The organism is Streptomyces sp. AK08-02 (assembly GCF_033795085.1).
GTDB lineage: Bacteria > Actinomycetota > Actinomycetes > Streptomycetales > Streptomycetaceae > Streptomyces > Streptomyces echiniscabiei.
This window is the reverse complement of record NZ_JARAZV010000012.1, coordinates 38,153-58,926: the sequence shown is the minus strand read 5'-3', so window position 1 is coordinate 58,926 and position 20,774 is coordinate 38,153. Positions and strand designations below refer to the sequence as shown.

Below are 20,774 nucleotides of genomic sequence, written 5' to 3'. Positions count from 1 at the left end.
GTGGTCGACCTCAACCCGCTGCACTGGATCAGCAAGGCCAACCACGCCTTCGGCGACACCCTGGCCAGTGGCCTGGAGTTCCTCGGCATCACCGACCCGGCCGTCGACCCCGACGGCATCCGGGAGATCGCCAAGAAGTGGCGGAACCTGGCCAAGGCTCTGGAAGACGCGAGCGGCGACGCCGAGAAGGCGCTACGGGACGTCGACTGGGAGGGCAAGGCCGCCAATGCCTTCCACAAACGGGCCAAGACTGTACGCAAGCAGGCCGACGACACCGCGCACGCGCTGCGCGAGGGTGCCAAGGCGCTGGACGAGTTCGCCGACGAGGCACACGAGTTGCTCTCCGAGATCGGTGTCGTCCTCGCCGAGATCATCGAGTTCGAACTCGCCGGCCTGGCCCTGTCCGTCCTCACCGCCGGCCTCTCCACGATCGCCACCAGCCTGGCGGCCGGCGAACGCGCGCTGAAGATCGTGGCGTTGGTCGCCAGGATCGAGCAGGCCGGCACCCGGATGGGCTCCGTCGTCCGCACCGTCATGGAGGCCATCCGCGGTCTGGAGCGCGCGCTGAAGGCCCTCAAGGAGATCAAGACGATCGCCACGGTCGGCAAGATGGCCAAGGACGGCATGAAGTTCTCCGCCTTCGCCGCCGCCCTGGAGGATCCGGGCGCGTTCAAGGACCCACAGAAGCTCGCCACCCTCCTCGCCGAGGGCGCCATCCTGGGCGTCGGCGCCGGTGTACTCGCCAAGGGCCTCGGCAAAGGGCTCAAGGCTCTCAAACCCAGCGAACTCGCCAGGCTCGGCAAGGCGTTGAAGCTCGACGGCTCCGGCCTGTCCGGGCTCAAACTACGGCCCGGCGAGTGGGAGAAGCTCCCCGCCTCCATCCGGGCCATGTTCAAGAAGTGCGAGTTCGATCCGATCGACGTCGTCAGCGGCGACATGCTGCTCCGGCAGACAGACGTACAACTGCCGGGCACGCTGCCGCTGGTCCTCGAGCGGACGCATCTCTCGTCCTACCGGTGGGGCGGCTGGTTCGGCCCGTCCTGGGCCTCCACACTCGACCAGCGCCTCCAGGCCGACGACGACGGCATCATCTACGCCGCCCCCGACGGTGCCCGGCTGATCTTCCCGTACCCCGCTCCCGACACCGCCGAGCCCGTCCACCCGGAATCCGGGTCACACCTGGCCCTGGCCTGGGACGACGAGGTCGACGGTGCCCTGCGCATCACGGACCCGGACACCGGCCTCGCCTACGTCTTCCACAGTCCTCGCCCCACCGATGACGACGGCGCGGTGGACCTGCCCCTGCAGACGATCGTGAACCGTAACGGTCAGCGCGTCACCGTCCAGTACAGCGACGACGGCACCCCTGCCGAGGTCACCCACAGCGGCGGTTACCGCATCGCGCTCGACCGGCACCCCGATCAGCCCCGTATCGCCGCCCTGCGCCTCCTCGACCCCGAGCACCCCGAGGCCCGGGGCACGAGAATCGTCTCCTACGGCTACGACGAGGCCGGACACCTCACCGAGCTCACCAACTCGTCCGGCGTTCCCATGCGGTTCGCCTACGACGACGCCGGCCGGATCACCTCCTGGTCCGACCGGAACGGCACCGACTACCGCTACACCTACGACGAACAGGGACGTGTCGTCCGTACCGAAGGCAGCGACGGATTCCTCTCCGGCACCCTCGCCTACGACGAGACCGCTCGCACCACCACCGCCACCAACTCCCTTGGGCACACCAACCAGTACGAGTACAACGAGGCACACCGCGTCGTCCGGCACACGGATCCGCTCGGCGCGAGCACCTGGCAGGAGTGGGACGGCGACCACCGGCTGACGGCCATCGTCAACCCGCTCGGTCACGCAACGCGCTACCGCTACGACGACAACGGCCGGGTCGTCGCCGTCGTCCGCCCGGACGGCCGGGAGCTCGCCTCCGAGTACGACGCACTCGGTCTGCCCACGACCATCACGGGGCCTGACGGCGCGGTCTGGAGCCAGGAGTACGACGAGCACGGCGACCGCATCGCTGTGACCGACCCGGCAGGCGCAACCACCCGCTTCACCTACAACAGGGCGGGGCACCTGACGTCCGCCACCGACGCGCTGGGCCACACCACGCGCGTCCGCTGCGACCGGGCCGGACTCCCCGTCGAGATCACCGACCCACTGGGAGCAGCCACCCACTACGCCCGCGACGTCTTCGGCCGTCCCGTAACGATCACCGACGCCCTCGGGGACGTGACCCGTCTGGAGTGGTCGGCGGAAGGCAAGCCCACCCGTCGCATCGCGGCCGACGGCACGAGCGAGGCATGGGAGTACGACGCCGAGGGCAACCGCGTCACGCACATCGACGCCCTGGGCGCTGTCACACGCTTCGAATACACCCGCTTCGACCTGCTCACGGCTCGCACCGGCCCGGACGGTATGCGCCACGCCTTCACGTACGACACCGAACTCCGCATCACGAGCGTCACCAACCCCCAGGATCTGTCCTGGAGTTACGTCTACGACCCGGCCGGAAACCTGACATCCGAGACGGACTTCGACGGCCGTACCATCACCTACCACCACGACGCGGCAGGCCGACTCTCCACCTGCACCAACGCACTCGGCCAGACCAGCCACTTCGAGCGCGACGCACTCGGCCAGGTCACACGGAAAGCCGCCCCGGACCAGATCACCTCGTTCGGCTACACCCTCACAGGCCGACTCGCCTCGGCAACCACCCCCGACTCGACGCTCCTGCTCGAACATGACATCGCCGGCCGCCTGTTGTCCGAAACGGTCAACGACCGCACCACCGTGTACGAGTACGACCTGCTCGGGCGCCGTACGCAGCGCACCACCCCCACCGGCGCGACCAGCCGCTGGTCCTACGACGCGGCAGACCGCCGCATGCTGCTGAACAGCGGCGGCCACCGAATCGACTTCGCCTACGACGCGGGCGGCCGGGAACTGAGCCGCCTCATCGACACGACCACCACCCTGGCCCACACGTTCGACGACCGGGGCCGCGTCACGACCCAGTACGTACGCGACGCGGCCGGCGAGGACATCCAGCGGCGGGACTACACCTACCGAGCCGACAACGGCCTCATCCGGCTGGACGACCAACTGAACGGCCCACGGCACTTCGACCTCGACGCCGCAGGCCGTGTCACCGCGGTCCACGCCGCGGACTGGACCGAGCGCTACGCCTACGACGAGGCCGGCAACCAGACCGAAGCGTCCTGGCCCGCCGCCCACCCCGGCCACGAGGCCACCGGTCCCCGTGCCTACACCGGCACGCGCCTCACCCGCGCCGGGAACATCCGCTACGAACACGACGCAGCCGGTCGTATCACGCTGCGTCAGAAAACCCGCCTGTCCCGGAAATCCGACACCTGGCACTACACCTGGAACTCCGAGGACCGCCTCACCTCCGTCGTCACCCCGGACGGCGCCCGCTGGCGTTACCTCTACGACCCGCTCGGGCGACGCATCGCCAAGCAGCGCCTGGCGGCGGACGGCGTAACGGTCGTCGAACAGACGCACTTCACCTGGGATGGCGCCACCCTCTGCGAACAGACCACCACCGCGGCCGAGTTGCCCAAGCCTGTCACCCTCACCTGGGACCACCAGGGCCTGCGACCCATCGCACAGACCGAGCGCGTGGGTGCCCTCGACGCGCCGCAGAAAGAGATCGACTCCCGCTTCTTCGCGATCGTCACCGACCTCGTCGGCACCCCCACCGAACTCCTCGACGAATCCGGCACCATCGCCTGGCGCACGCGCACCACCCTCTGGGGCGCGACGTCCTGGACGGCCGGCAGCACCACGTACACCCCGCTGCGGTTCCCCGGCCAGTACTTCGACCCGGAAACCGGCCTCCACTACAACTACCACCGGCACTACGACCCGGAGACCGCGCGCTACCTCACCCCCGATCCTCTCGGTCTCGCCCCGGCCCTCAACCCCTCCACGTACGTCCACAACCCGCACATCTGGACCGACCCGCTCGGTCTCGCCCCGCGCTGCGACGACGACCTCGTCAACGCCTACCGCAAGCAGACCGATCACCCGCTGAGCAAGCGCATCCACATCGGCGAGGACGGCTCGGTGACCATCACCGGCAAGGGAGCGCTGTACGTCAACCTGAGCGGGGACATCGGCCACACGGTCCGGTTCCGCGGTGAGGGCGGACAGATCGTGGAGTTCCAGATTTCGGCGGAATTCAGGGAAAAGATCAGAAGAACCGCAATACCTCAGGAGCAGCCGGACGGACTCGGGTTCACCAAGGAGGAGTGGAGGAAGCTCAAGAAGATCTGTCCCGAGATCTCGGACCCGACCATGGGAGATGACCTCTACGGGATCCCGAGCGGCATGCTCAACGAGTTCAGGGAAGAAGTGGCAAAGTACCCGGGCAGGGTAGTCACGGAAGGCTGATGGAGAACCACTGAGATGTTTCACGAAATCGAGGACATCGAGCAGGAGAGAACCCGGCTGTCGCACCAGCCGTCAGCGGAAGAGGCACCTCCCGTCCTGTGCGCCTTCGACGTACGGACGAGCGGTTCGGTCGCAGAGTTCGAGGAACGACTGCGCTCCGTGCTGACCCCCGCTCTCCAACTGGCAGTCTCCCACCCCTTCGACGGAGGCGATCTCCCGGTCGACACGCTTCCCGACTGGTTCGTCGCCGCCGCCCGGGGAGCCTCGGCGACGGTCCCCGAGTTCGTGAGTCGGGGTACGGAGCGCTATGCCGCCGCGCTCGGTCGAAGGCCGTGGGATCTGCAGGAGTGGCTGTACCAGTTCGATCCCGAATCCGAATTTCGGGGCTGGGCATGGTGGGACCTGACGCAGTCCGGCAGCAACACAGCACGCATCTGGGTGGACACCTGGGGCGAATCCTTCTTCGCCTGCGACGAACTTCGCTGGGCGGCGTATGTCTCCGGCTCCGACGAGGTCACCGGGCCGATCCTCGTGAGAGTCGCCGACTGGGTCTCCGCTATCACTGCTTGACAGACAGCAGACGGGTTCGTAACCGCTCCCCTCATCACCTACGGCTGCGAAGGCGGCACACGGTCCCGAACGCCCCAGACCGCCTTGACCTCCCAGGATCCCAGCGATTCCCCGCCCAAGTTGCCCTGCGCCCTGACCGCGCCGACCCCTCGCGCATACCTTGGCTACCTGGCGCAACCTGGCCATCGGCGCCCTGAGGCTGGCCAGCGTCACCAACATCGCAGCCGGCCTCCGCCGCAACGCCGTAACCCACGCCGACCGCGCATCGGCGGCTCGGGGGATGCGCCCGACCGCCGCGTCCTCCATCGCCGGATCCGAGGCCAGCGGCGCGACCGTCGCCACGTACCGGTCGGTGTCCAGCACGATGTCGTGCACCCAGACGGTGAGCAGTGCGACCGGCACCAGGACACAGGTGAGCACGATGAGCACCGTCGACGCGGTGTTCCGCGTGATCCGCACGGCAGCCGAGCCGTGCCCGCGGCCGCTCCCCGCCGTGTCCCCCGCCTTCCCCTCCGGAGTGGCAGCGGGCTCGTACGGGCCGGCGGCCATGAGGGCTCCAAAACTTTTTGTGTGAGTGACTCCCCCCATTTCCGCCGCTCTACGGCGGGACGGCCCGCCCGGGTGGGCCGTACGGGTCGGAGTCCGGCGTGTCCGCGTCGGCGTCAGGGGGCAGCCCTCGGCGGCCTGTACAAGGAGGCCACCGCCGCGATCACGCGGAAGGCGGCGCTGCCGCGGCAGCGCGGAAGCGGATGGACCCGGAGGGCCAGAACATGAGCGGTGGCGCCTGGACCGTTGTGGCGGTGGCGGGCGTCACGGCCGCCTACGCACTCGGCTCGCGTCGGCTGGCCTCGACGCCGCTGTCCTCGGCGATCGTGTTCGTCGGCTCCGGGATCCTCCTCGGCCCGGCCGCGCTCGACATCGTCGACCTGGAGCACGACGCCGCACCGATCATCGCGCTCCTCGAAACCGCCCTGGCGCTCGTGCTGTTCACCGACGCCATGACCGTCCGCAGGCGCGACCTGGTGACCGGCGGCTTTCTGCCGGGTCGCCTGCTGGGCATCGGGCTGCCGCTGAGTATCGGGGCGGGCTGGTTGCTCGCCTGGCTCCTGCTGCCGGGGCTGACGGTGTGGGAACTCGCACTGGTCGGCGCCATCCTCGCCCCCACCGACGCCGCCCTCGGAAACACGGCCGTCTCCCATCCGCGCGTCCCGGCGCTGGTACGCCATGGCCTGAACGTCGAAAGCGGCCTGAACGACGGCATGGTGCTGCCCTTCTTCGTCCTGTTCCTGGCCGCCATCCCCGGCACGCACTACGCGCAGGAGGGCGTCGCGGGTGTCTTCTGGCGCGCACTCGTCCTGAGCACCGTGCTGGGTCTCCTGGTCGGCGGACTCGGCGGTCGGCTGCTGCAGTGGTCCCGGGCCAGGAAATGGGCCACAGGGGAGTGGCGGCAGGCCTATCCGCCGGCCCTCGCGGCAGCCTCGTACGAACTCGCCGTCGTGACGGACGGCAGCGGCTTCATCGCCGCCTGGGCCGCCGGATTCGCCTTCGGGTTCGCCCTGCGCCGCTACCGGACCGGCCACGAGGAGGAAGACCCGGACCGCACGGCCGAGTTCGCCGGGAATCTCGGAGGACTCCTCGCGGCGATCAGCCTGCTGGTCTTCGGGGCGGTGCTGCTCGGCCCCGCGCTGGAGCATCTGAGCTGGTGGATCATCCTGTACGCGGTGCTCAGTCTCACCCTCGTCAGGATGCTGCCGGTGGCCCTGTCCCTCGCCGGGAGCGGGCTACGACTCCCCACAGTGGCGTACATCGGGTGGTTCGGGCCGCGCGGCCTCGCGTCCGTGGTGCTGGCACTGCTCGTGGTGGAGGAGCACGTGCCCGGGGTGGAACTGCTGGGCAGGGTGGTCGCGATCACCGTGGGCCTCAGCGTCCTGCTGCACGGCGTCTCCGCCGTGGCCCTCGCCGAGCGGTACGGCCGCTGGCTCGGGAGGACCGCGGCGGTCACGCGCGACCTGCGCGAGGGTGCACCCGTACCGCAGAGCCCCGTGCGACGCGGGCCACCCGGTCCCCTGGACAAGCCCGAGAGGTGAGGCAGGGAGCCGGCTGTGCGCCCAGGTCGAGGTCAGGACGTCAGGACCTTCTGCTTGGCGTGCTGGAACTCCGTCTCGGTGAGGACGCCCTTGCTCCTGAGCTCGGAGAGCTTGGTCAGCTCGTCCGCGGGGCCGCCGGTGCTCGCGCTGCCGGGGCGTGCCCGGAAGTACGCGTCGAGCGACTCCTGCCGTGCCCTGGCGGACTGCTGTTCGCGCTTGCCCATGTCACGGCCCCGGGCGATCAGGTACACGAAGATTCCGAGGAACGGCGTGATGATCAGGAAGAAGGTCCATACCGTCTTGCCCAACCCGCTCAGCGAGTCGTCGCGGAAGACATCGCCGACGACGCGGAACAACAGGATGATCCACAGGATCCAGAGGAAGATCCACATCATCGTCCAGAACGCGCCCAGCAGCGGATAGTCGTACGCCAGATACAGGTTGTCGCTCATGGTCGTCCTCCTGCCTTGCCTTGCCGTGGCTCGCGGCGCGACAGTCGTCTCCCGCCCTCTGCTCGGCGCTAGGCGCTCTGCGCGAGGATCCGGCCGGTGTGCACGGCGTCGATGAGACCCTGGTGGTCACGTTCGTTCTGGTCGGCGTAGCGTTCGGCGAAGACGGCGAGCGCGCGGTCGAAGACATCGCTGGCGCCGAGGTAGGCGCCGATGGCGATGCGGTCCCCGGATCTGGCATGGGCGCGGGCAAGGGTGGCACCGCAGAGTTCACCGAAGGTGCGCATGTCCTTGGGGACCATGAGCTGTGGTGCGGCGATGCCTTTCCAGTCGCGCAACTGGCGGACGTAGAAGTCGCGTTGACGTCCGTCGATGCCGGTGACGCGGGCCCAGCCGAGGAAGATGTCGCTGGTGGCCTGCATGAGGCGCTGCCCGGCGACGACCCGATGGCCCTGGTTGTCGTAGACGCTCGCCCCCGCGTACGGGGCCAGTACGGACCGGTCGGCTTCCTTGGCCTGGAGCAGCAGCGGATCCGCGTCGTCCCTGCCGAGCAGCAGGATGATCCAGCAGCGGGTGCCGACGCTGCCGACCCCGACCACCTTGCGGGCCATGTCGACGACTCGGTACTGCCGCAGCAGATGGCGGCGGTCGGACTCCAGGCTGTGGCTGTATCGCTCGATCAGTTCGCGCAGTTGTTCTTCCAGGGCGTCGCGTTCGACGTCCGGCAACAGATCCTGGAGCGGCACGACCAGGGGTGGGTCGGGGGCGATCCTGCGTTGTCCGTCGGTCACCCGCGTGAGCTTTTCGAATGCCTGGAGGCTGTCGCGGCCACGGGCCTTGGCCATGGCCCGCCGGGTACGCTCGCGGGCCCGCGCACCCACCTTCCGGTCCGCCAGGCTCCGCAGCACGTCCATGTCGGCCTTGGTGTACCAGACGGCGAGGTGGCCCAGGCCTGCGAAGTGGCGCATCCGCTCGCGGTAGGACCGTACGGCGGTCCGTACGACGGCGGCGCGTTCGGCATCCGTGTAGCCGTTTTCGCGTCCGGCGATGGCCAGGCTCGCGGCCAGCCTTTTGACGTCCCACTCCCAGGGGCCGGGCAGGGTCTCGTCGAAGTCGTTGATGTCGAACATCAGGTGCCGCTCGGGCGAGGCGAGCAGCCGGAAGTTCAGCAGATGCGCGTCGCCGCACAGTTGCGCGGTGATTCCCGTGCGGGGGGTGTCGGCCAGGTCACCGGCCATGATGGCGGCGGCACCCCGGTAGAAGCGGAAAGGGGACTCCAGCATCCGGCCGTAGCGGATGGGCACGAGTTCCGGCAGCCGGGCGGCCGACTGCGCCTCGATGACGTCCACCGGGTCCGGTCGCTTCGGCGACGGATGGTACTCCGCGTGAACGGAGCGCGGTGCATCCGCCCGCGCGGCCCGGCCCAGCGTCGCCCGCTCCTTGGGAAGCCCTCCGCTGACCTGGTCGGCCATGACGTCACCACCTCCTGAACCGAGCCGGCCCCGGGGGGACACCCTGCCCCGATCCCGTGGCCCGCTTTCGGCCCTCCCACCGTTCCACACCCCGCACCGGCCGGCATCTTGGCTTCGCGCCGGGAGGGGCGGGAGCGGCGGACTGCGGCCAGCGGGTGGCCTTGGTACTCGTCGAGAGCGACCGGTCAGGCACCCCGAGGTGCGCGGCGCACCCCGCAGGACGAGATTGGGAGTAGCCCGACCGGCCGAACGTGAACGCGAACGCGCGGTTGTGTGCGGGGCCGTAAGACACGAAGGAGGCTGCGATGACCAGTCATGTGAGTGGGAGCCACTCGGGCGCGGCGGTACGGAGTTCGACCAGGACCGGCCTCGGCAGCGGCTGGGTGGTCTTCGCGGGCGTCCTGATGATCTCCGGTGGCCTGATGACGCTTCTCGCGGGCATCGCCGCCATCGCCAAGGACGACGTGTTCGTCACCACCCGCAATTACGTGTACGAGTTCGACATCACCGCATGGGGCTGGATCCATCTGATCATGGGCGTGGTCATCACTCTCGCCGGTGCGGCCCTGTTCCAGGGCGCCACCTGGGCGAGGGTCGTCGGCGTGGGGCTGGCCGGCCTGGCCATGCTCGCGAACTTCCTCTGGATCCCCTACGCGCCGTTCTGGGCCGTCGTCCTGATCGCGATCAACGGCTTCGTGATCTGGGCGCTGTGTACCGCTCCCAGCCCGTCGGAGCGATGAAGCAAGGGCGGCGTGGTTCCAGCCGTCACCGCCGTCCCGCGGCTACCGCTCCGGCGAACCGGGCTGGGTCTTCGGGATCCGGTGGGTGAAGAACATCGCGAGGAGAGCGGTGAAGGCCAGGATGGCGAGTGCGGCGCGCAGGCCGTCGATCCTGGCGGCGGCGTTCTGGAGGCCGCCGACGACGGCGCTCCGCGACTCTGGTACCGCGGATACGGTGATCGCCCCGAGCTGGGACGCCGGCGCGCCCATCCCGAGCCCGATCAAGAGGAGCGGGGCAGCGACGATCTCCGCACCGGCGTCCGCGTCGAGCGCGGCCATCAGAACCCCGCGCCCTCGAGTAACGCGAGAATCCCGAGCCGCACCATCCGCCGCGGAGAGACGTCCGGAAAGAAATCGTCAGCCCGCCGGTGAGTCGCCTGTTCCGCAACATGGCCGGGTCGACGAGTGGCTCCCTCCGACGAGATCGATGCGTGCGCGTTCGTCGATCGGCGCGTCCGCGATGCGGCGGCCGAACACCAGGTCGCCAGCTCCTTCGACTCTCCCGGTTCCCGTAACCGGAATCACTTGTGCAAAGGTAGGGGAAAAACAGCAACCCCTGTCCCCCCAACGGCACTTCAGGGAGAAACCCATGCTGCGCGGCATAGACGTGAGCGCGTACCAGTCCTCCGCCTTCGACACGGACGGCCTCTCGTTCGTCTTCATCAAGGCGACGGAGGGCCGTTCGTACGTCAATCCCAAGCTCGCGGCGCAGACACAGCGTGCCCGTGACGCCGGCTGCGTGGTCGGTTTCTACCACTTCCTGTGGCCGGGGAACCTGACCGCCCAGGCCGAGTACTTCCTCGGCAACGCCTCGGCGAGGGACGGCGCCGACGTCCTCGCCGTCGACTGGGAGACGACGGGCGACGGCACACACGCGTCGAACGCCGAGAAGGACGCCTTCATACGCAAGCTCAAGGAGCTGCGGCCGGGCATCCGGGTCATCCTCTACTGCAACAGAAGCTACTGGCTGAACGTCGACACGACCTCCTACGCGGGCGACGGACTGTGGATCGCCGACTACGTGACGGCCGGCGAGCCCCGTATCCAGGCGACATGGCGCTTCCACCAGTACACCGACGACCCGGTCGACACGAACGTCGGCGACTTCGCCACCAAGAAGGCGCTGCAGGAATGGGCAGCCTTCAACTGACGGGTACGGCCGACGTATTCTCTGCACAGTCGCACACCTGGACCGGGGGCACTCCATGGCCGAGACGGGAACAAGCAGCCGTCGTCCGGCCACCTTCTGGGAGGCTCTGGCGCCCGCGGACCGGGCCGCGGTGTTCCAGGCTGCGACCCGGGTGTCCGTGCCCGCCGACGAGCAGTTCCTGACGCAGGGCGAGGACTCGGACCATCTCGTGGTGCTGCTGCGCGGCTGGGTCAAAGTCGTCGCCCAGTCCCACGCCGGATACCGCGCGTTGCTCGCCCTGCGCGGCCCCGGTGAACTCCTGGGTGAGCAGGCCGGGTTGGAGCGCAGGCGTCGCTCGGCCTCGCTCCACACGGCGACGACGGTCGACCTGTTGCATCTGCCGGCCGTCCGTTTCCAGGCGCTGGCCCGCTCCAGCCCCGGAGTCGCCGCCGCGCTGGAACAGACGCTGTCCGGGCGGCTGCGCGAGGCCGACCTCCAGCGCACCGGCATCACCGAGCCGGTCCCGGTGCGCCTCGCCGCCCTCCTCCTCGACCTGGCCGAACGCTGCGGCCATCCCGACCCGGACGGCACCGGCGTACGCATCACCCTGCCGCTCTCGCAGGACGACCTGGCGGGTCTGGTGCTCAGCTCGCGCCGTACGGTGAGCCGGGTGCTGGAGCAGTGGCGGGGACAGGGCTGGATAGTGACGGGGCGTCAGTCGCTGCTGATCCGGTCGGTGGACCATCTGAAGGGACAGGCGTTCGGAGGCTGACGACCTCCCGTCTCTCAGCAGGACGTGTAACTCACCCCCTCCCTGGGCGCCTTGAAGATGCGGTAGCCCTTCGTGTTGGTCAACTGGTAGGTGATCGTCCAGTCGTCGCAGGTGTCCTCGGGGTCCGAGGCGGGCCCGTACCCGGCGTCCTGGTTGCTGCGGAAACTGACCGTGGCGAGGGTGTACGTGCCGTCGCCGGACAGGGCGGTCAGGGCGATGTCCGACTCCCGGGTCGTGCTCATGTCCCGCGTCCACCCCTCCCGGCTCTTGGCCGAGTCGATGTTCACCACCTTGGAGTGGGGGTCGTAGCGGCGCATCGCCTTCGCGTAGTCGCGCTCGTTGATCGCCCCGTAGAAGTGGGCGAACATCGTCGCCACCCCGCGCGCCCTCGGGTCGTCGACGACCTGCGAGAAGTCGACGGTCGCTCCGGGGGCCGCAGCCCGGTCCACCACGGCCGGTTCCGCCGGGGTCTCGGTCGAGTCGGGCGAGTCGATCGGGTCGGGGGCCGACTTGACGGCCGTGTCCGACGACGAGCCCGAGGTCGAGCCCGGGGACAAGGACGAGGACGAGGACGCGGAAGAGTCTCCCGAGGTCGCGGTGTCGTTGAACGGGGAGTACCGCGTCGTGGACAGCCACACTCCCGCGGCGACCAGCAGGACCGCGACCACGCCGATCGCGCGGGCGGCTGCCGAGAGGCCCGGATGGGAAGGGCGCCGCTGAGGGGCCGGGTACGGCACGTACGGCGTGTAAGGGCTGGACTGTGTGGGCTGGTTGGGCTGTGCGGCCGGCTGCGGGAAGGGCGTCACCGGGTTCTGACGCGGCCGGCTCGGAGGTGCGGTCGGCCCCGGGGAGGGGAACCGGAACCCGGCGTTCGGCCGTGTGACGGTCTGCTGCTGAGGCGCGGCCGGCCGCGGACCCGGTTGCGACCGGGGCTGCCGTGGAGGCGCCGGAGGTCGCTGTTTCATTTGGCCTCGCGCCTGCTCCAGTACCCGCAGCCACTCCGCCATCGGGGGACGCGCGCCCGGATCGGAGGCCCTGCTGCGTTCGGCCAGGTTCGCCAGCGCGGACGACACGTTGCGCAGCTCGGTGAGATCGGTGCTCGTCTGTTGCCGGTTGAAGAGCCTGGTGGCGATCAGGCCGAACTTGTACGTGTCCGAGGCCGGCGTCGCCTTCGCCGCCTCCGGTACCGCCCAGTCGTCCGTCTCCACCTGGGGCAGGACGTCCCTCCCGGCCAGCCGCATGGAGTCGCAGTCGATCAGCAGGCACTTGGGAGAGGGGTCCAGCATGAACAGGACGTTCTTCGGCGAGAGGTCGCCCACGGTCACCCTGTGCCGGTGCAGCCTGTTGAGGATGGCCGCGAGGTCGATGAGCAGCCGCAGCCGGCGCCCGTCGTCGACGTCCAGCCCCAGTGAACCGGTGAACGCGTCGTCGTTGAGCAGGAACGCCATGTCCTGTGGCTTCACCTTGCCCAGCCGTCTGCTGTCGAGCTCGAACTCCTCGGTGATCCGCTGCATCAGGAACCCGGTCACCACGGTGCCGGGATTGTCGCGCGGCAGCGGCTCCGTCGGCCGGGCGCCGGTGTAGACGAGCGCGGTCGGCCAGGTCAGCCGCTTGTCGAGGTAGGAGTGGTCGTGCCGGTCGGTGCGGCCCAACTCGTCGAAGAAACGGACCAGTTCACAGAGGGCGTCGGGGTCACTGGTCACCGCCGGCAGGTACTCCTTGTACGCGAGGTACTCGCCGGCGAACTTCCCGGGTGGGTCGGGCACCGCGTACACGACGCCCTGTCCGCCGTCGCCCAGCCGGTTCGCGGGGAGGTCGCCGAGCCTGTCGCGCCCGACCCAGGAGATCGTCAGCAACTCGGGCCCCCCGGTGCGTCGTTCCACGGCCACAGGGCGATCAGCGTGCGGTCGTCGTCGTAGGTCTCCCGGGAGAAGTCGAGCAGGTGGGCGAAGCCCAACGGCGGTACGGGGCGCAGCAGTCCGTAGTAGAAGTGACGGGCCACGGCTCCCTTTCCGTCGCCGAGCGGGTCGCCGAACCCGTCCGTGCCGACCAGCAGGACCGTCTGCTGTTCCAGGGCGAAGGAGAGCGGGCGGATGACTCCGGGGAGGAAGGGCAGCGGGTCCACCGTCGAGGAGTACAGCCCGTCCGAGCCGCCCCCCTTGCCGCCCGTCAGCCGGTAGAACGTGTCGTGCTTGATCTGCCAGGCGCCCGAGTCCCCGATCGAGATCAGGTGGACGAAGACGCCCTGGTCGGTGGGTGTCGCCGTGCCGGCCACCAGGGTGGTCGCCAGCAGTCCGGCGGTCTCCTCGGGGCCCGCGTCGGGGCGGTGCAGGATACGGCGGGCCTGCTCGACGAGCTGCCAGTGGACCGTGGACAGCAGCTTGTCCCAGTCGGCGACATATCCGGCGCCTTCGCCCCGGACCTGGCTGAGCATCTCGTCCACGGCGCTGCGGCAGGCCAGTTGGGACCCGATGTGCGGCTGGCGCGCGCTGGAGACCCCGTCGGCGACGGCGAACACCACGGTTCCGGTGCCCTCGTCCCAGGCCGCCGCCGCGTCGTCCTCGCGGGGGCGGCCCTCGTAACGGTGCTGATTTCCCCGTACGGAGGCCAGGCGCAGCGCCATCTTCCCCGTCTGCCAGCCGTCGCAGACTGTGTCCGGACGGTAGGACAGCCCACGCGGCGGCACGGTGTCGAACGGCGGGACCGGTTTGCCGACCACGATGGGCCGCCAGTGCCCGGCGATGTTCATCCCCACCGGTACCCCTGCCGGCGCCTCCCCCGGTACCGCCGCTGGTGCCGCCACCGACTCGGGTGCCGGCTCCGGTGCCTTCTCCGTGCCGGGGGCCGTGCCGGGCCCGGGGACACCCGTCCCGTTGCCGTGCCGATCCCCGGACTGCCGTACAGGGTAGGGCTGTTGTGCCTGGTCGGGCTGTTGTCGCACGGGGCCCGAGCCGGGTAGGGGGCCAGAGTCAGGTGCGGAGGCCGGGCGCTGCACGGAGTCCGGGCTCCGTGCCGGGTCCGGCCGGTCGGACCGTCGGTCCGTCTCGCTCTGTCGCTTGCCGAACAGGGCCACGTCAGATCACGTCGATCGCGACGGTGAAGCCTTCCGGCTTGTCGACGGTGAGTTGCGGACTCGCCGAACCGAGCGAACGGCCCGAGGCGATGACGCTTCTGGTGAGGGCGGTGCAGAACTTGGCGATGGCGTCGCCGACGTCGACCCCCTTGTTCACGATGAACCCGAACTCCGGCTGGGTGGCGACCTCGTTGATGATGTGCGGGTCGGCGTCCACGATGCCGACGGCGATGATGTTGGGCGCGCCGAGGGTCGACTGCCGGTCGGTGAGCCGGCGGTGGGCGTTCTGCCAGTCCTCCCCTCTGTTGGGCAGTCCGTCCGTGAAGAGGAACACGGCGGGCCGGTGCACCTGGTACCCCTCGGCCTTGAGTCCCTGGATGTCGGCGGGGATGCGGTTGATCAGGTCCTCGAAGGCGGTCGCGTAGCTCGTCATGCCGCGGGTGGTGAGGAGCGGGAACTCGCCGGCGCTGCGCAGGTCGACGAGGTGGACCCGCTCGATCACGTCGTCCGAGAAGCCCAGCACGGAGAAGCGCACCTTGGCCGCGGCCATCGGTTCACCGAGCAACGCCTGGTGCAGCGACCTCAGGCCGTCGTTGAGGTCGCCGATGTGGTTGATCATCGACCCCGACTCGTCGGCCAGGACGTAGACGGGAAGCAGGTGCCCCCGGTTGCTTTCGATCATCGTCACTTGTCCTTACCTGTGCTTGTCCGATCTTGCGCCGTGCTCTGGGCCGTGTTCGGAGCCGTGTTCTGGGTCGTGGACTGCCTCGGTTTCGCCGCCGCCGTCACAGCGCGTCCTCCGCCGCACGGAACCCGTCCGGCGCCGCCAGGGCGAACTGCGGGTCGCCCGCGCCGAGTCGCTGCCCGTACCCGACGATCGTGTCCCGCAGGAAGGCGGCGACGCTGTGCGCGGCCGAGGCCGCGTCCTGGTGCGGGGCCGCCATGAAGCCGAACTCGGGACGGGTGGCCAGCGTCCGTACGGTCGAGGCCTCGGCACCGCCCAGGCCGAGGGCGATCAGGTGCGGGGCGACCGAGGTGCCGCCCTGGTCGACGAGTTCGGCGTACGCGGTCCGCCAGCCGGTGCCCTCGTCGGGGACACCGCCGGTGAGGAAGAAGACGATCGGCCGCAGCACCTGCGTACGCTGCGTCTTCACCAGGGCGACGTCCTGCCGCAGCAGCGCCTGGAGCGTACGGAAGGCGTGGGTGTACGAGAGTCCGGGGCGCCCGGTGAGGATCGGGGTGCGGGTGCTGGGCAGCACCGTGTCGAGGGGCAGCCTCAGTTCGGTGGCGGCGGCCATGCCCAGCACGCACAGCCGCAGCGCGGCGGAGACGCCCGGGGCGCCGGAGAGCGCTGAGTGCAGTGAGGCGAGGCCCCGGTTGAGTTCGTCGAGGGAGCCCCGGTCGAGGGACTCGTCGAGGACGAGATAGATGAGCGCGGCGCCGGAGAAGGCGGCCGGTGCGGGAGCCGTGTTCGGCTGGATCGGCACCACCAGCGTGGGTTCGTACACCGGCGGCTGCCCGGGCATCCCCTGCGGCTGACCAGGCATCCCCGGATGTGGCTGCCCCTGCTGCGGCTGTCCCGGCGCCCCCTGCTGGTGTGCGGGCGCGGGTGCCGGCGCCGGTTGCGGGGCTCCCGCCGTGAGCTGGGCGGGGGCCGCCGCCGGGGCGTCCCACGGGCGGGCGCCCGGCAGGGCGGGCGGAGCGGTGGCCGAGAGGGGGACGTGACCGCCGGTGGCCATACCGACCTGGCCGGTGAGCTGTTGGCGCAGCAGGTCGAGATCCCCGGCGACGATCAGCCCCTTCTCGGCCATCACCTGGAACAGGCCCAGCGCGCGCTGGTTCTGGAGTTCGGCGGTGGCCATCCGGGCCGACTCCAGCTGGCGGCTCATCTCGAAGGCGCCGGCGGCGTCGTCCGGGTGGGTGACCAGGTAGTGCCGGATCAGGCCCTCGCTGTTGGTGAGCATGCCGGCGAAGGAGTCGGCCTGCCGTTTCGTGGACTCGATCTCGTAGCCCTGTTTGATCGCGTCGAGCTGGCCGCCCCGGTGGGCGCCGCCGACCGCGGGCACGTGTTCGGCGGAGTCCTGGCGTTCCTTCCAGTCGGCGGCGATCAGCGACTCCAGGAAGGCCAGCGCCTTGGCGTCGGGACGTACGGAGGCCCGGCAGCCGTCCACGACCAGTCCCTGGGGCAGGTGGGCGGGGGCGGCACAGAGCTGGTTGAGATGGCGCTGGAGGCCGAAGGAGTCCTCGATGGAGAACAGTTGACCGGCGCCGTGGAACAGGCTGATCAGGTACCCGTGGACGAGGGGCAGTGGGTCGGTGAGGCCCGCCCGTACGAAGTCCTCGGCGCCCGTCCAGCCGTCGACGCGGAAGGTGAAGGAGAGGGTGACCTCGAAGGCGTGGACGCCGTCCCGGGAGACCAGGGGGTTGTTGCGCAGGACCGCGCTGCGGTGCTGGGGGCGCATGTCGACCTCGTACCGCGTGCGGTATCGGGAGAAGACCTGCTGGCCGGGGGTGAGCGGACGGCCGTCGACGCAGACCACCTCGCCGGAGGCGGTGGCGTAGACGACGGCGAGGTGGGGTTCACGCGCTTTGGTGGGGCCGACGGCGAAGCGCGGCACCGGCGACTGGTTGACGATCAAGGACACCGGCTGGGTCACCGGGCACCTCCTGGCCGATCGGGCGGAGCGGGCGGAGCGGGCGGTCTCAGTCGTAGAGCGGTGCCGAGGACGGCCGCGGAGCGGGGCAGGGGACGGAAGTTGTCGCGTTCGTTCCAGTGCGTGACCTGCCGTTCGAGGAGCCGGCCCGCGCGGGGACTGCGGGCGGCGACGTCGTCGACGAGGATGCGGACCAGGTCGTCCAGGAGGAGCGGATCGTTCTCGGCCTGGGCGGCCCATTTCTGCAGCACGCTCGCCGCCTCCTCGCCGAAGAGCTCGCCGCCGATCACCTCGGCCCACAAGTAGCCGAGCAGCCGCCGCAGTTCGCCGCCCGACGGATCCTTGGCGGCCAGCCGCAGCAGGGTGGGGCAACTGCGCGGGGCGATGCCGGGGGTGGCGGGGTCCTCGGAGAGGAGGGTGTCGGCGAGGATCAGGAAGACGAGGTGTCCGCAGGCGCGGCTCTCGGCGGTGTGGGCCATCTCGGCCACGGCGCGCAGTACGACGAGGGCGTGTGCGGCGAGGTCCTCCTCCAGCAGGTCGGCGAAGCTGTCGCCGATCGCGATGGCGACCTGGATGTTGTCGACGGTGCCGAGCCGGGTGAGCGCGGCGACGGCGGCGGTCAGGTCGGCGCCGCCGAGGCAGAGCCCGTAGGCGCGGGCGGCGGCGGCCTGGTACTGCCACACGTCGCTCAGGTACCAGCCGTCGACGAGCGCCCGGACGCCGCCGCGCAGGGCGGGATCGCGGGCGCAGACCTTGAGGGCGTATCCGATGGCCTCGCGGCGCTGCCAGCCGTTGTCCTCGTCCATGGCCCACCCGGCGAAGACCTGGTTGGCGACGTACTCGAAGGCCTCGGTGGCGATCAGCCCGAGGGCCGTCCCGGCGAAACTGCGTACCTGCTGGGTGGGTGAGTCGACCAACTCGGCGAGCCAGCCGATGAGTTCACGCTGGATGCGGTACTCGGACCAGACGTGCCGGATGATCCGGGGCGGGTAGGCGGGGTCGCGGTACTCGGCGACCGTGCACGGCAGCCGTCCGAGGGCGCCCCGGGTGACCGCGGCGACGGTCCGGGCGCGCAGTTTCTCGGCGAGCAGCCGCCGGGACTGTGCGAAGGGGTCGTGCCGCAGCGGTACGGGGCCCTGGTCGACGCTGGGCGTGAGGATGCCGCGTTCGCTGCGGAACCACTCCAGGAGCAGGGTCGCGGCGAGTGCCACGTCCTCCTGGGGCAGTCCACCGAGGACGGCGAGGGCGACGGCCTGGGTGCGCAGTACGGTGTCACCGAGCCCCTCGAACCACTCCTCGGGGCTCTCGCCGCCGGCCCGGTCCATCCGGGTGCGCACATGGTCGGTGTCGATGGCGCCGGCCCTGTGCTCGTGCGCCAGCACCTCGGCGAGGCGGGCGGCGTCCCGGCAGGCGGCATGGTCGTCGAGGAGTTCGGCGGCGAGGTCGCCGACACCGGCGGCGGCGAGTGCGCGCTCGGCCTCCAACTCGCCCAGGAGATGCGCGAGATGGGCTTCGAGGACGGTGTTCAGGGTGCCGGGTCGGTCGATCCGCCGTACGTACTCGCTTGCCCCGCGCCCCAGTTCGGCCTCGGGTCCGGCGATCAGGACGAGTCGGGCGTCGGCGAGGCGCAGCAGCTCCTCCAGCCCCTGGAGGAGGGAGCCGCTCAGTCCGTCGAGGTCGGGCGGCCGGTCCAGCAACAGGCCTGCACCGCTGCCGAGTTGCCTGAGGTCGGTGAGCCGGCTCAGTTCGGCGACGGAGTCCAGCAGGTACCAGGTCTTCACCTGGGCGGCGATCAGCAGCCGCACCCCGGCCGCGGTCTTGCCCGCCCCGCCGGGTCCCCGCAGCACGACCGACCGCCGCTGCCAGGCGTCGGCCAGTACGTCGTCCCAGCGGGGCGGTGCCTGGAAGGCGTGCCGGACGGTCTCGACGGTGGTCGCGGACAGCGCCCGCATGACGACGTCCCGCTCACCGGCCCGCACCTGGACGACGATCTTGTCGCCCTGGACCCGGTCCCCGCCGATGTGGGTCCACGCCTCGCGGAGTGTCCCGGCGCGGAGACTGCCCTGTCCGGTGCGGTTGGTGGCCCCTCTGGCCCGCGATCCGGCGCCGACGTTGTCGCCGCCGCCCGTGTCCCCCGGCTGGGCACCGCCGTCGCCCTGTGCACCGCCCTGTCCGTCACCGCCCGCCGGAGGCGTGCCGCCGTCGCCCGGGGTGCCGCCGGACGCCCCGGGCGCCCCCGCGGGCGTCGGACCGGCGGGGGACGGCGCGGGAGCCGGCGCGGGGGCCGCGGCGGGCGCCGGTCCTGGTGGCGGGGCGCCGGGCGTGCTCACGGCTCGTCCACGGGCGAGTTGATGTAGTACACGTTGCCCGCCACGTCGTCACGGCCGACGGCTCTGGCTCCCTCGCCGATGGCGATCTGGCTGCCGGTCACGTCCCGTGTGGTGAGCGTGGGCGGCGGAACCGGGCTCCCCGTGCCGGTTCCGCCGCCGGCTCTTCCCGCTCCACCGCCCGGGGCCGCGGCTCCCCCGGTGGCCCGGCCGGGCGGCTCCCCCGGATTCGCGGGAAGTCCTGGCGGCGCCGCGTAGCCGGGGACGGTGACCCACCCGCGACGCGGTTCGCCGTGCTTGGTGACGAAGTCGGCGGGCAGATAGGCCGCCGGGTCGATGCCCGGGTAGCCGCCCAGCACGACCGTCCTGTGGACGTTCTCCGAGACCACCAGCACGAGCCGGGCCCGCCGTGCCTCGGCGAGGACCCGCTTGACGGGGCCCGCGTCCACCAGCCGGGCCAGCTCGTTGATGGCATCGCCGGTCCAGCGCTTGCCCTTCCGCCTGACGAGCCCCTGGTTGAGGCCGACCCGCAGCCGCATCCCGTGGTCCTCCCGGTACTTCACCCGGTGCGCCAACAGCGCGTCGTCCAGCCCGCGCTGGAGTTCCCGCAGCAGTCTGACCGGGCTGGTGGCCGCGGGGACCAGGATCAGCATCCCGTCACCCCGGTCCTGGACCCGGCAGTCGCCGAAGCCCAGGCCGGCTCGGCCGAGTGCGAACCCGACCACCTGGTAGAGCTCGTCGTGCAGGGTGTCCTGGGCGTTCTCCGGGCGCAGGCTGAAGTCCTCGATGTCGAGCAGCACGATCCAGTAGCCGACGGGGTCCGGCGACACCATGTCCGTCCTCCTGTGCTCCGGGCCGGGGCCATGAGCGCCCCGGCCCTTCCATGCAAGGGCCATTCATCAACAGTGTCTACGCCAACTGGCGCACAGCGTGGCTGATTTGACACATCGGCATCTTTTCCGACATGACGACACACAAACAGGTAAGAGGTCGCTTGCCCCGTTCTCATGTCCCTCGGGCGGTATCGGGCG

The 20,774-nt window shown here is 70.4% G+C and carries 15 protein-coding genes and 1 pseudogene; 7 read left to right on the top strand and 9 right to left on the bottom strand.

Features of this window, described 5'->3' with window-relative positions; translation table 11 throughout:
- The 4 genes from PV734_RS24995 to PV734_RS24980 all read left to right on the top strand — a co-directional run bounded on the left by PV734_RS24995 (window position 1) and on the right by PV734_RS24980 (window position 7,088).
- Window positions 1-4,431, top strand: a complete 4,431-nt coding sequence (locus PV734_RS24995) for a DUF6531 domain-containing protein (protein ID WP_319291974.1) — start codon at window positions 1-3, stop codon at window positions 4,429-4,431.
- Between the two features lie 15 nt (window positions 4,432-4,446).
- Window positions 4,447-5,001 (top strand): hypothetical protein, encoded by a 555-nt coding sequence (locus PV734_RS24990; protein WP_319094980.1) that lies wholly within the window; start codon window positions 4,447-4,449, stop codon window positions 4,999-5,001.
- A gap of 160 nt (window positions 5,002-5,161) precedes the next feature.
- Complete coding sequence (locus PV734_RS24985) at window positions 5,162-5,575, top strand: hypothetical protein (RefSeq protein WP_319094979.1); 414 nt, start codon at window positions 5,162-5,164, stop codon at window positions 5,573-5,575.
- 196 nt (window positions 5,576-5,771) lie between these two features.
- Window positions 5,772-7,088 carry a cation:proton antiporter gene (locus PV734_RS24980; RefSeq protein WP_319291971.1) on the top strand — a complete coding sequence of 439 codons (1,317 nt, stop codon included), beginning with the start codon at window positions 5,772-5,774 and terminating at the stop codon, window positions 7,086-7,088.
- Window positions 7,089-7,120: 32 nt separating this feature from the next.
- Here PV734_RS24980 and PV734_RS24975 read toward each other — a convergent pair whose 3' ends face one another.
- The gene (locus PV734_RS24975; protein ID WP_319094977.1) at window positions 7,121-7,540 is read right to left on the bottom strand and encodes an SHOCT domain-containing protein; all 420 of its coding nucleotides are present in this window, start codon (window positions 7,538-7,540) and stop codon (window positions 7,121-7,123) included.
- A 68-nt stretch (window positions 7,541-7,608) separates the two neighbouring features.
- Window positions 7,609-9,009: a DUF2252 domain-containing protein gene (locus tag PV734_RS24970; protein ID WP_319291969.1), complete on the bottom strand. Its 1,401-nt coding sequence runs from the start codon at window positions 9,007-9,009 to the stop codon at window positions 7,609-7,611.
- Between the two features lie 305 nt (window positions 9,010-9,314).
- Here PV734_RS24970 and PV734_RS24965 point away from each other — a divergent pair, with 305 nt between their 5' ends.
- Window positions 9,315-9,749: a hypothetical protein gene (locus PV734_RS24965; RefSeq protein WP_415924263.1), complete on the top strand. Its 435-nt coding sequence runs from the start codon at window positions 9,315-9,317 to the stop codon at window positions 9,747-9,749.
- A gap of 42 nt (window positions 9,750-9,791) precedes the next feature.
- On the opposite strand, the pseudogene PV734_RS24960 reads toward PV734_RS24965, so the two are convergent.
- Window positions 9,792-10,209, bottom strand: a pseudogene (locus PV734_RS24960) (MFS transporter); the annotation flags it as partial.
- Between the two features lie 168 nt (window positions 10,210-10,377).
- On the opposite strand from PV734_RS24960, the gene PV734_RS24955 reads away from it, so the two are divergent.
- Together PV734_RS24955 and PV734_RS24950 are read left to right on the top strand one after the other, a co-directional pair.
- Window positions 10,378-10,938, top strand: coding sequence for a glycoside hydrolase family 25 protein (locus tag PV734_RS24955; protein ID WP_319094975.1), 561 nt, complete (start codon window positions 10,378-10,380; stop codon window positions 10,936-10,938).
- Window positions 10,939-10,993: 55 nt separating this feature from the next.
- Window positions 10,994-11,689 (top strand): Crp/Fnr family transcriptional regulator, encoded by a 696-nt coding sequence (locus PV734_RS24950; protein ID WP_319291967.1) that lies wholly within the window; start codon window positions 10,994-10,996, stop codon window positions 11,687-11,689.
- A 14-nt stretch (window positions 11,690-11,703) separates the two neighbouring features.
- Here PV734_RS24950 and PV734_RS24945 read toward each other — a convergent pair whose 3' ends face one another.
- The 6 genes from PV734_RS24945 to PV734_RS24920 all read right to left on the bottom strand — a co-directional run bounded on the left by PV734_RS24945 (window position 11,704) and on the right by PV734_RS24920 (window position 20,576).
- The gene (locus PV734_RS24945; RefSeq protein WP_319291964.1) at window positions 11,704-13,572 is read right to left on the bottom strand and encodes a hypothetical protein; all 1,869 of its coding nucleotides are present in this window, start codon (window positions 13,570-13,572) and stop codon (window positions 11,704-11,706) included.
- On the bottom strand, window positions 13,539-14,438 hold the full coding sequence (locus PV734_RS24940; RefSeq protein ID WP_319291961.1) for a protein phosphatase 2C domain-containing protein: 900 nt from the start codon (window positions 14,436-14,438) through the stop codon (window positions 13,539-13,541). Before PV734_RS24940 ends, PV734_RS24945 begins: the two co-directional genes overlap by 34 nt.
- Window positions 14,439-14,763: 325 nt before the next feature.
- Window positions 14,764-15,444, bottom strand: a complete 681-nt coding sequence (locus PV734_RS24935; RefSeq protein WP_319094971.1) for a hypothetical protein — start codon at window positions 15,442-15,444, stop codon at window positions 14,764-14,766.
- A gap of 103 nt (window positions 15,445-15,547) precedes the next feature.
- The gene (locus tag PV734_RS24930) at window positions 15,548-17,419 is read right to left on the bottom strand and encodes a hypothetical protein (RefSeq protein ID WP_319094969.1); all 1,872 of its coding nucleotides are present in this window, start codon (window positions 17,417-17,419) and stop codon (window positions 15,548-15,550) included.
- Entirely contained in the window at window positions 17,416-19,746 is a 2,331-nt protein-coding gene (locus PV734_RS24925; RefSeq protein WP_319291958.1) for a hypothetical protein, read from the bottom strand. Before PV734_RS24925 ends, PV734_RS24930 begins: the two co-directional genes overlap by 4 nt.
- Window positions 19,743-20,576, bottom strand: a complete 834-nt coding sequence (locus tag PV734_RS24920; protein ID WP_319094967.1) for a hypothetical protein — start codon at window positions 20,574-20,576, stop codon at window positions 19,743-19,745. Before PV734_RS24920 ends, PV734_RS24925 begins: the two co-directional genes overlap by 4 nt.
- Between the last annotated feature and the right edge of the window lie 198 nt (window positions 20,577-20,774).

What these genes read in the sequence shown, in the direction of transcription:
- PV734_RS24980 (WP_319291971.1), top strand. Translation starts at nt 5,772, where the DNA reads ATGAGCGGTGGCGCCTGGACCGTTGTGGCGGTGGCGGGCGTCACGGCC.
- PV734_RS24955 (WP_319094975.1), top strand. Translation starts at nt 10,378, where the DNA reads ATGCTGCGCGGCATAGACGTGAGCGCGTACCAGTCCTCCGCCTTCGAC.
- PV734_RS24920 (WP_319094967.1), bottom strand. Translation starts at nt 20,576, where the DNA reads ATGGTGTCGCCGGACCCCGTCGGCTACTGGATCGTGCTGCTCGACATC.
- PV734_RS24950 (WP_319291967.1), top strand. Translation starts at nt 10,994, where the DNA reads ATGGCCGAGACGGGAACAAGCAGCCGTCGTCCGGCCACCTTCTGGGAG.
- PV734_RS24970 (WP_319291969.1), bottom strand. Translation starts at nt 9,009, where the DNA reads ATGGCCGACCAGGTCAGCGGAGGGCTTCCCAAGGAGCGGGCGACGCTG.
- PV734_RS24975 (WP_319094977.1), bottom strand. Translation starts at nt 7,540, where the DNA reads ATGAGCGACAACCTGTATCTGGCGTACGACTATCCGCTGCTGGGCGCG.
- PV734_RS24940 (WP_319291961.1), bottom strand. Translation starts at nt 14,438, where the DNA reads ATGAACATCGCCGGGCACTGGCGGCCCATCGTGGTCGGCAAACCGGTC.
- PV734_RS24965 (WP_415924263.1), top strand. Translation starts at nt 9,315, where the DNA reads ATGACCAGTCATGTGAGTGGGAGCCACTCGGGCGCGGCGGTACGGAGT.
- PV734_RS24935 (WP_319094971.1), bottom strand. Translation starts at nt 15,444, where the DNA reads ATGATCGAAAGCAACCGGGGGCACCTGCTTCCCGTCTACGTCCTGGCC.
- PV734_RS24990 (WP_319094980.1), top strand. Translation starts at nt 4,447, where the DNA reads ATGTTTCACGAAATCGAGGACATCGAGCAGGAGAGAACCCGGCTGTCG.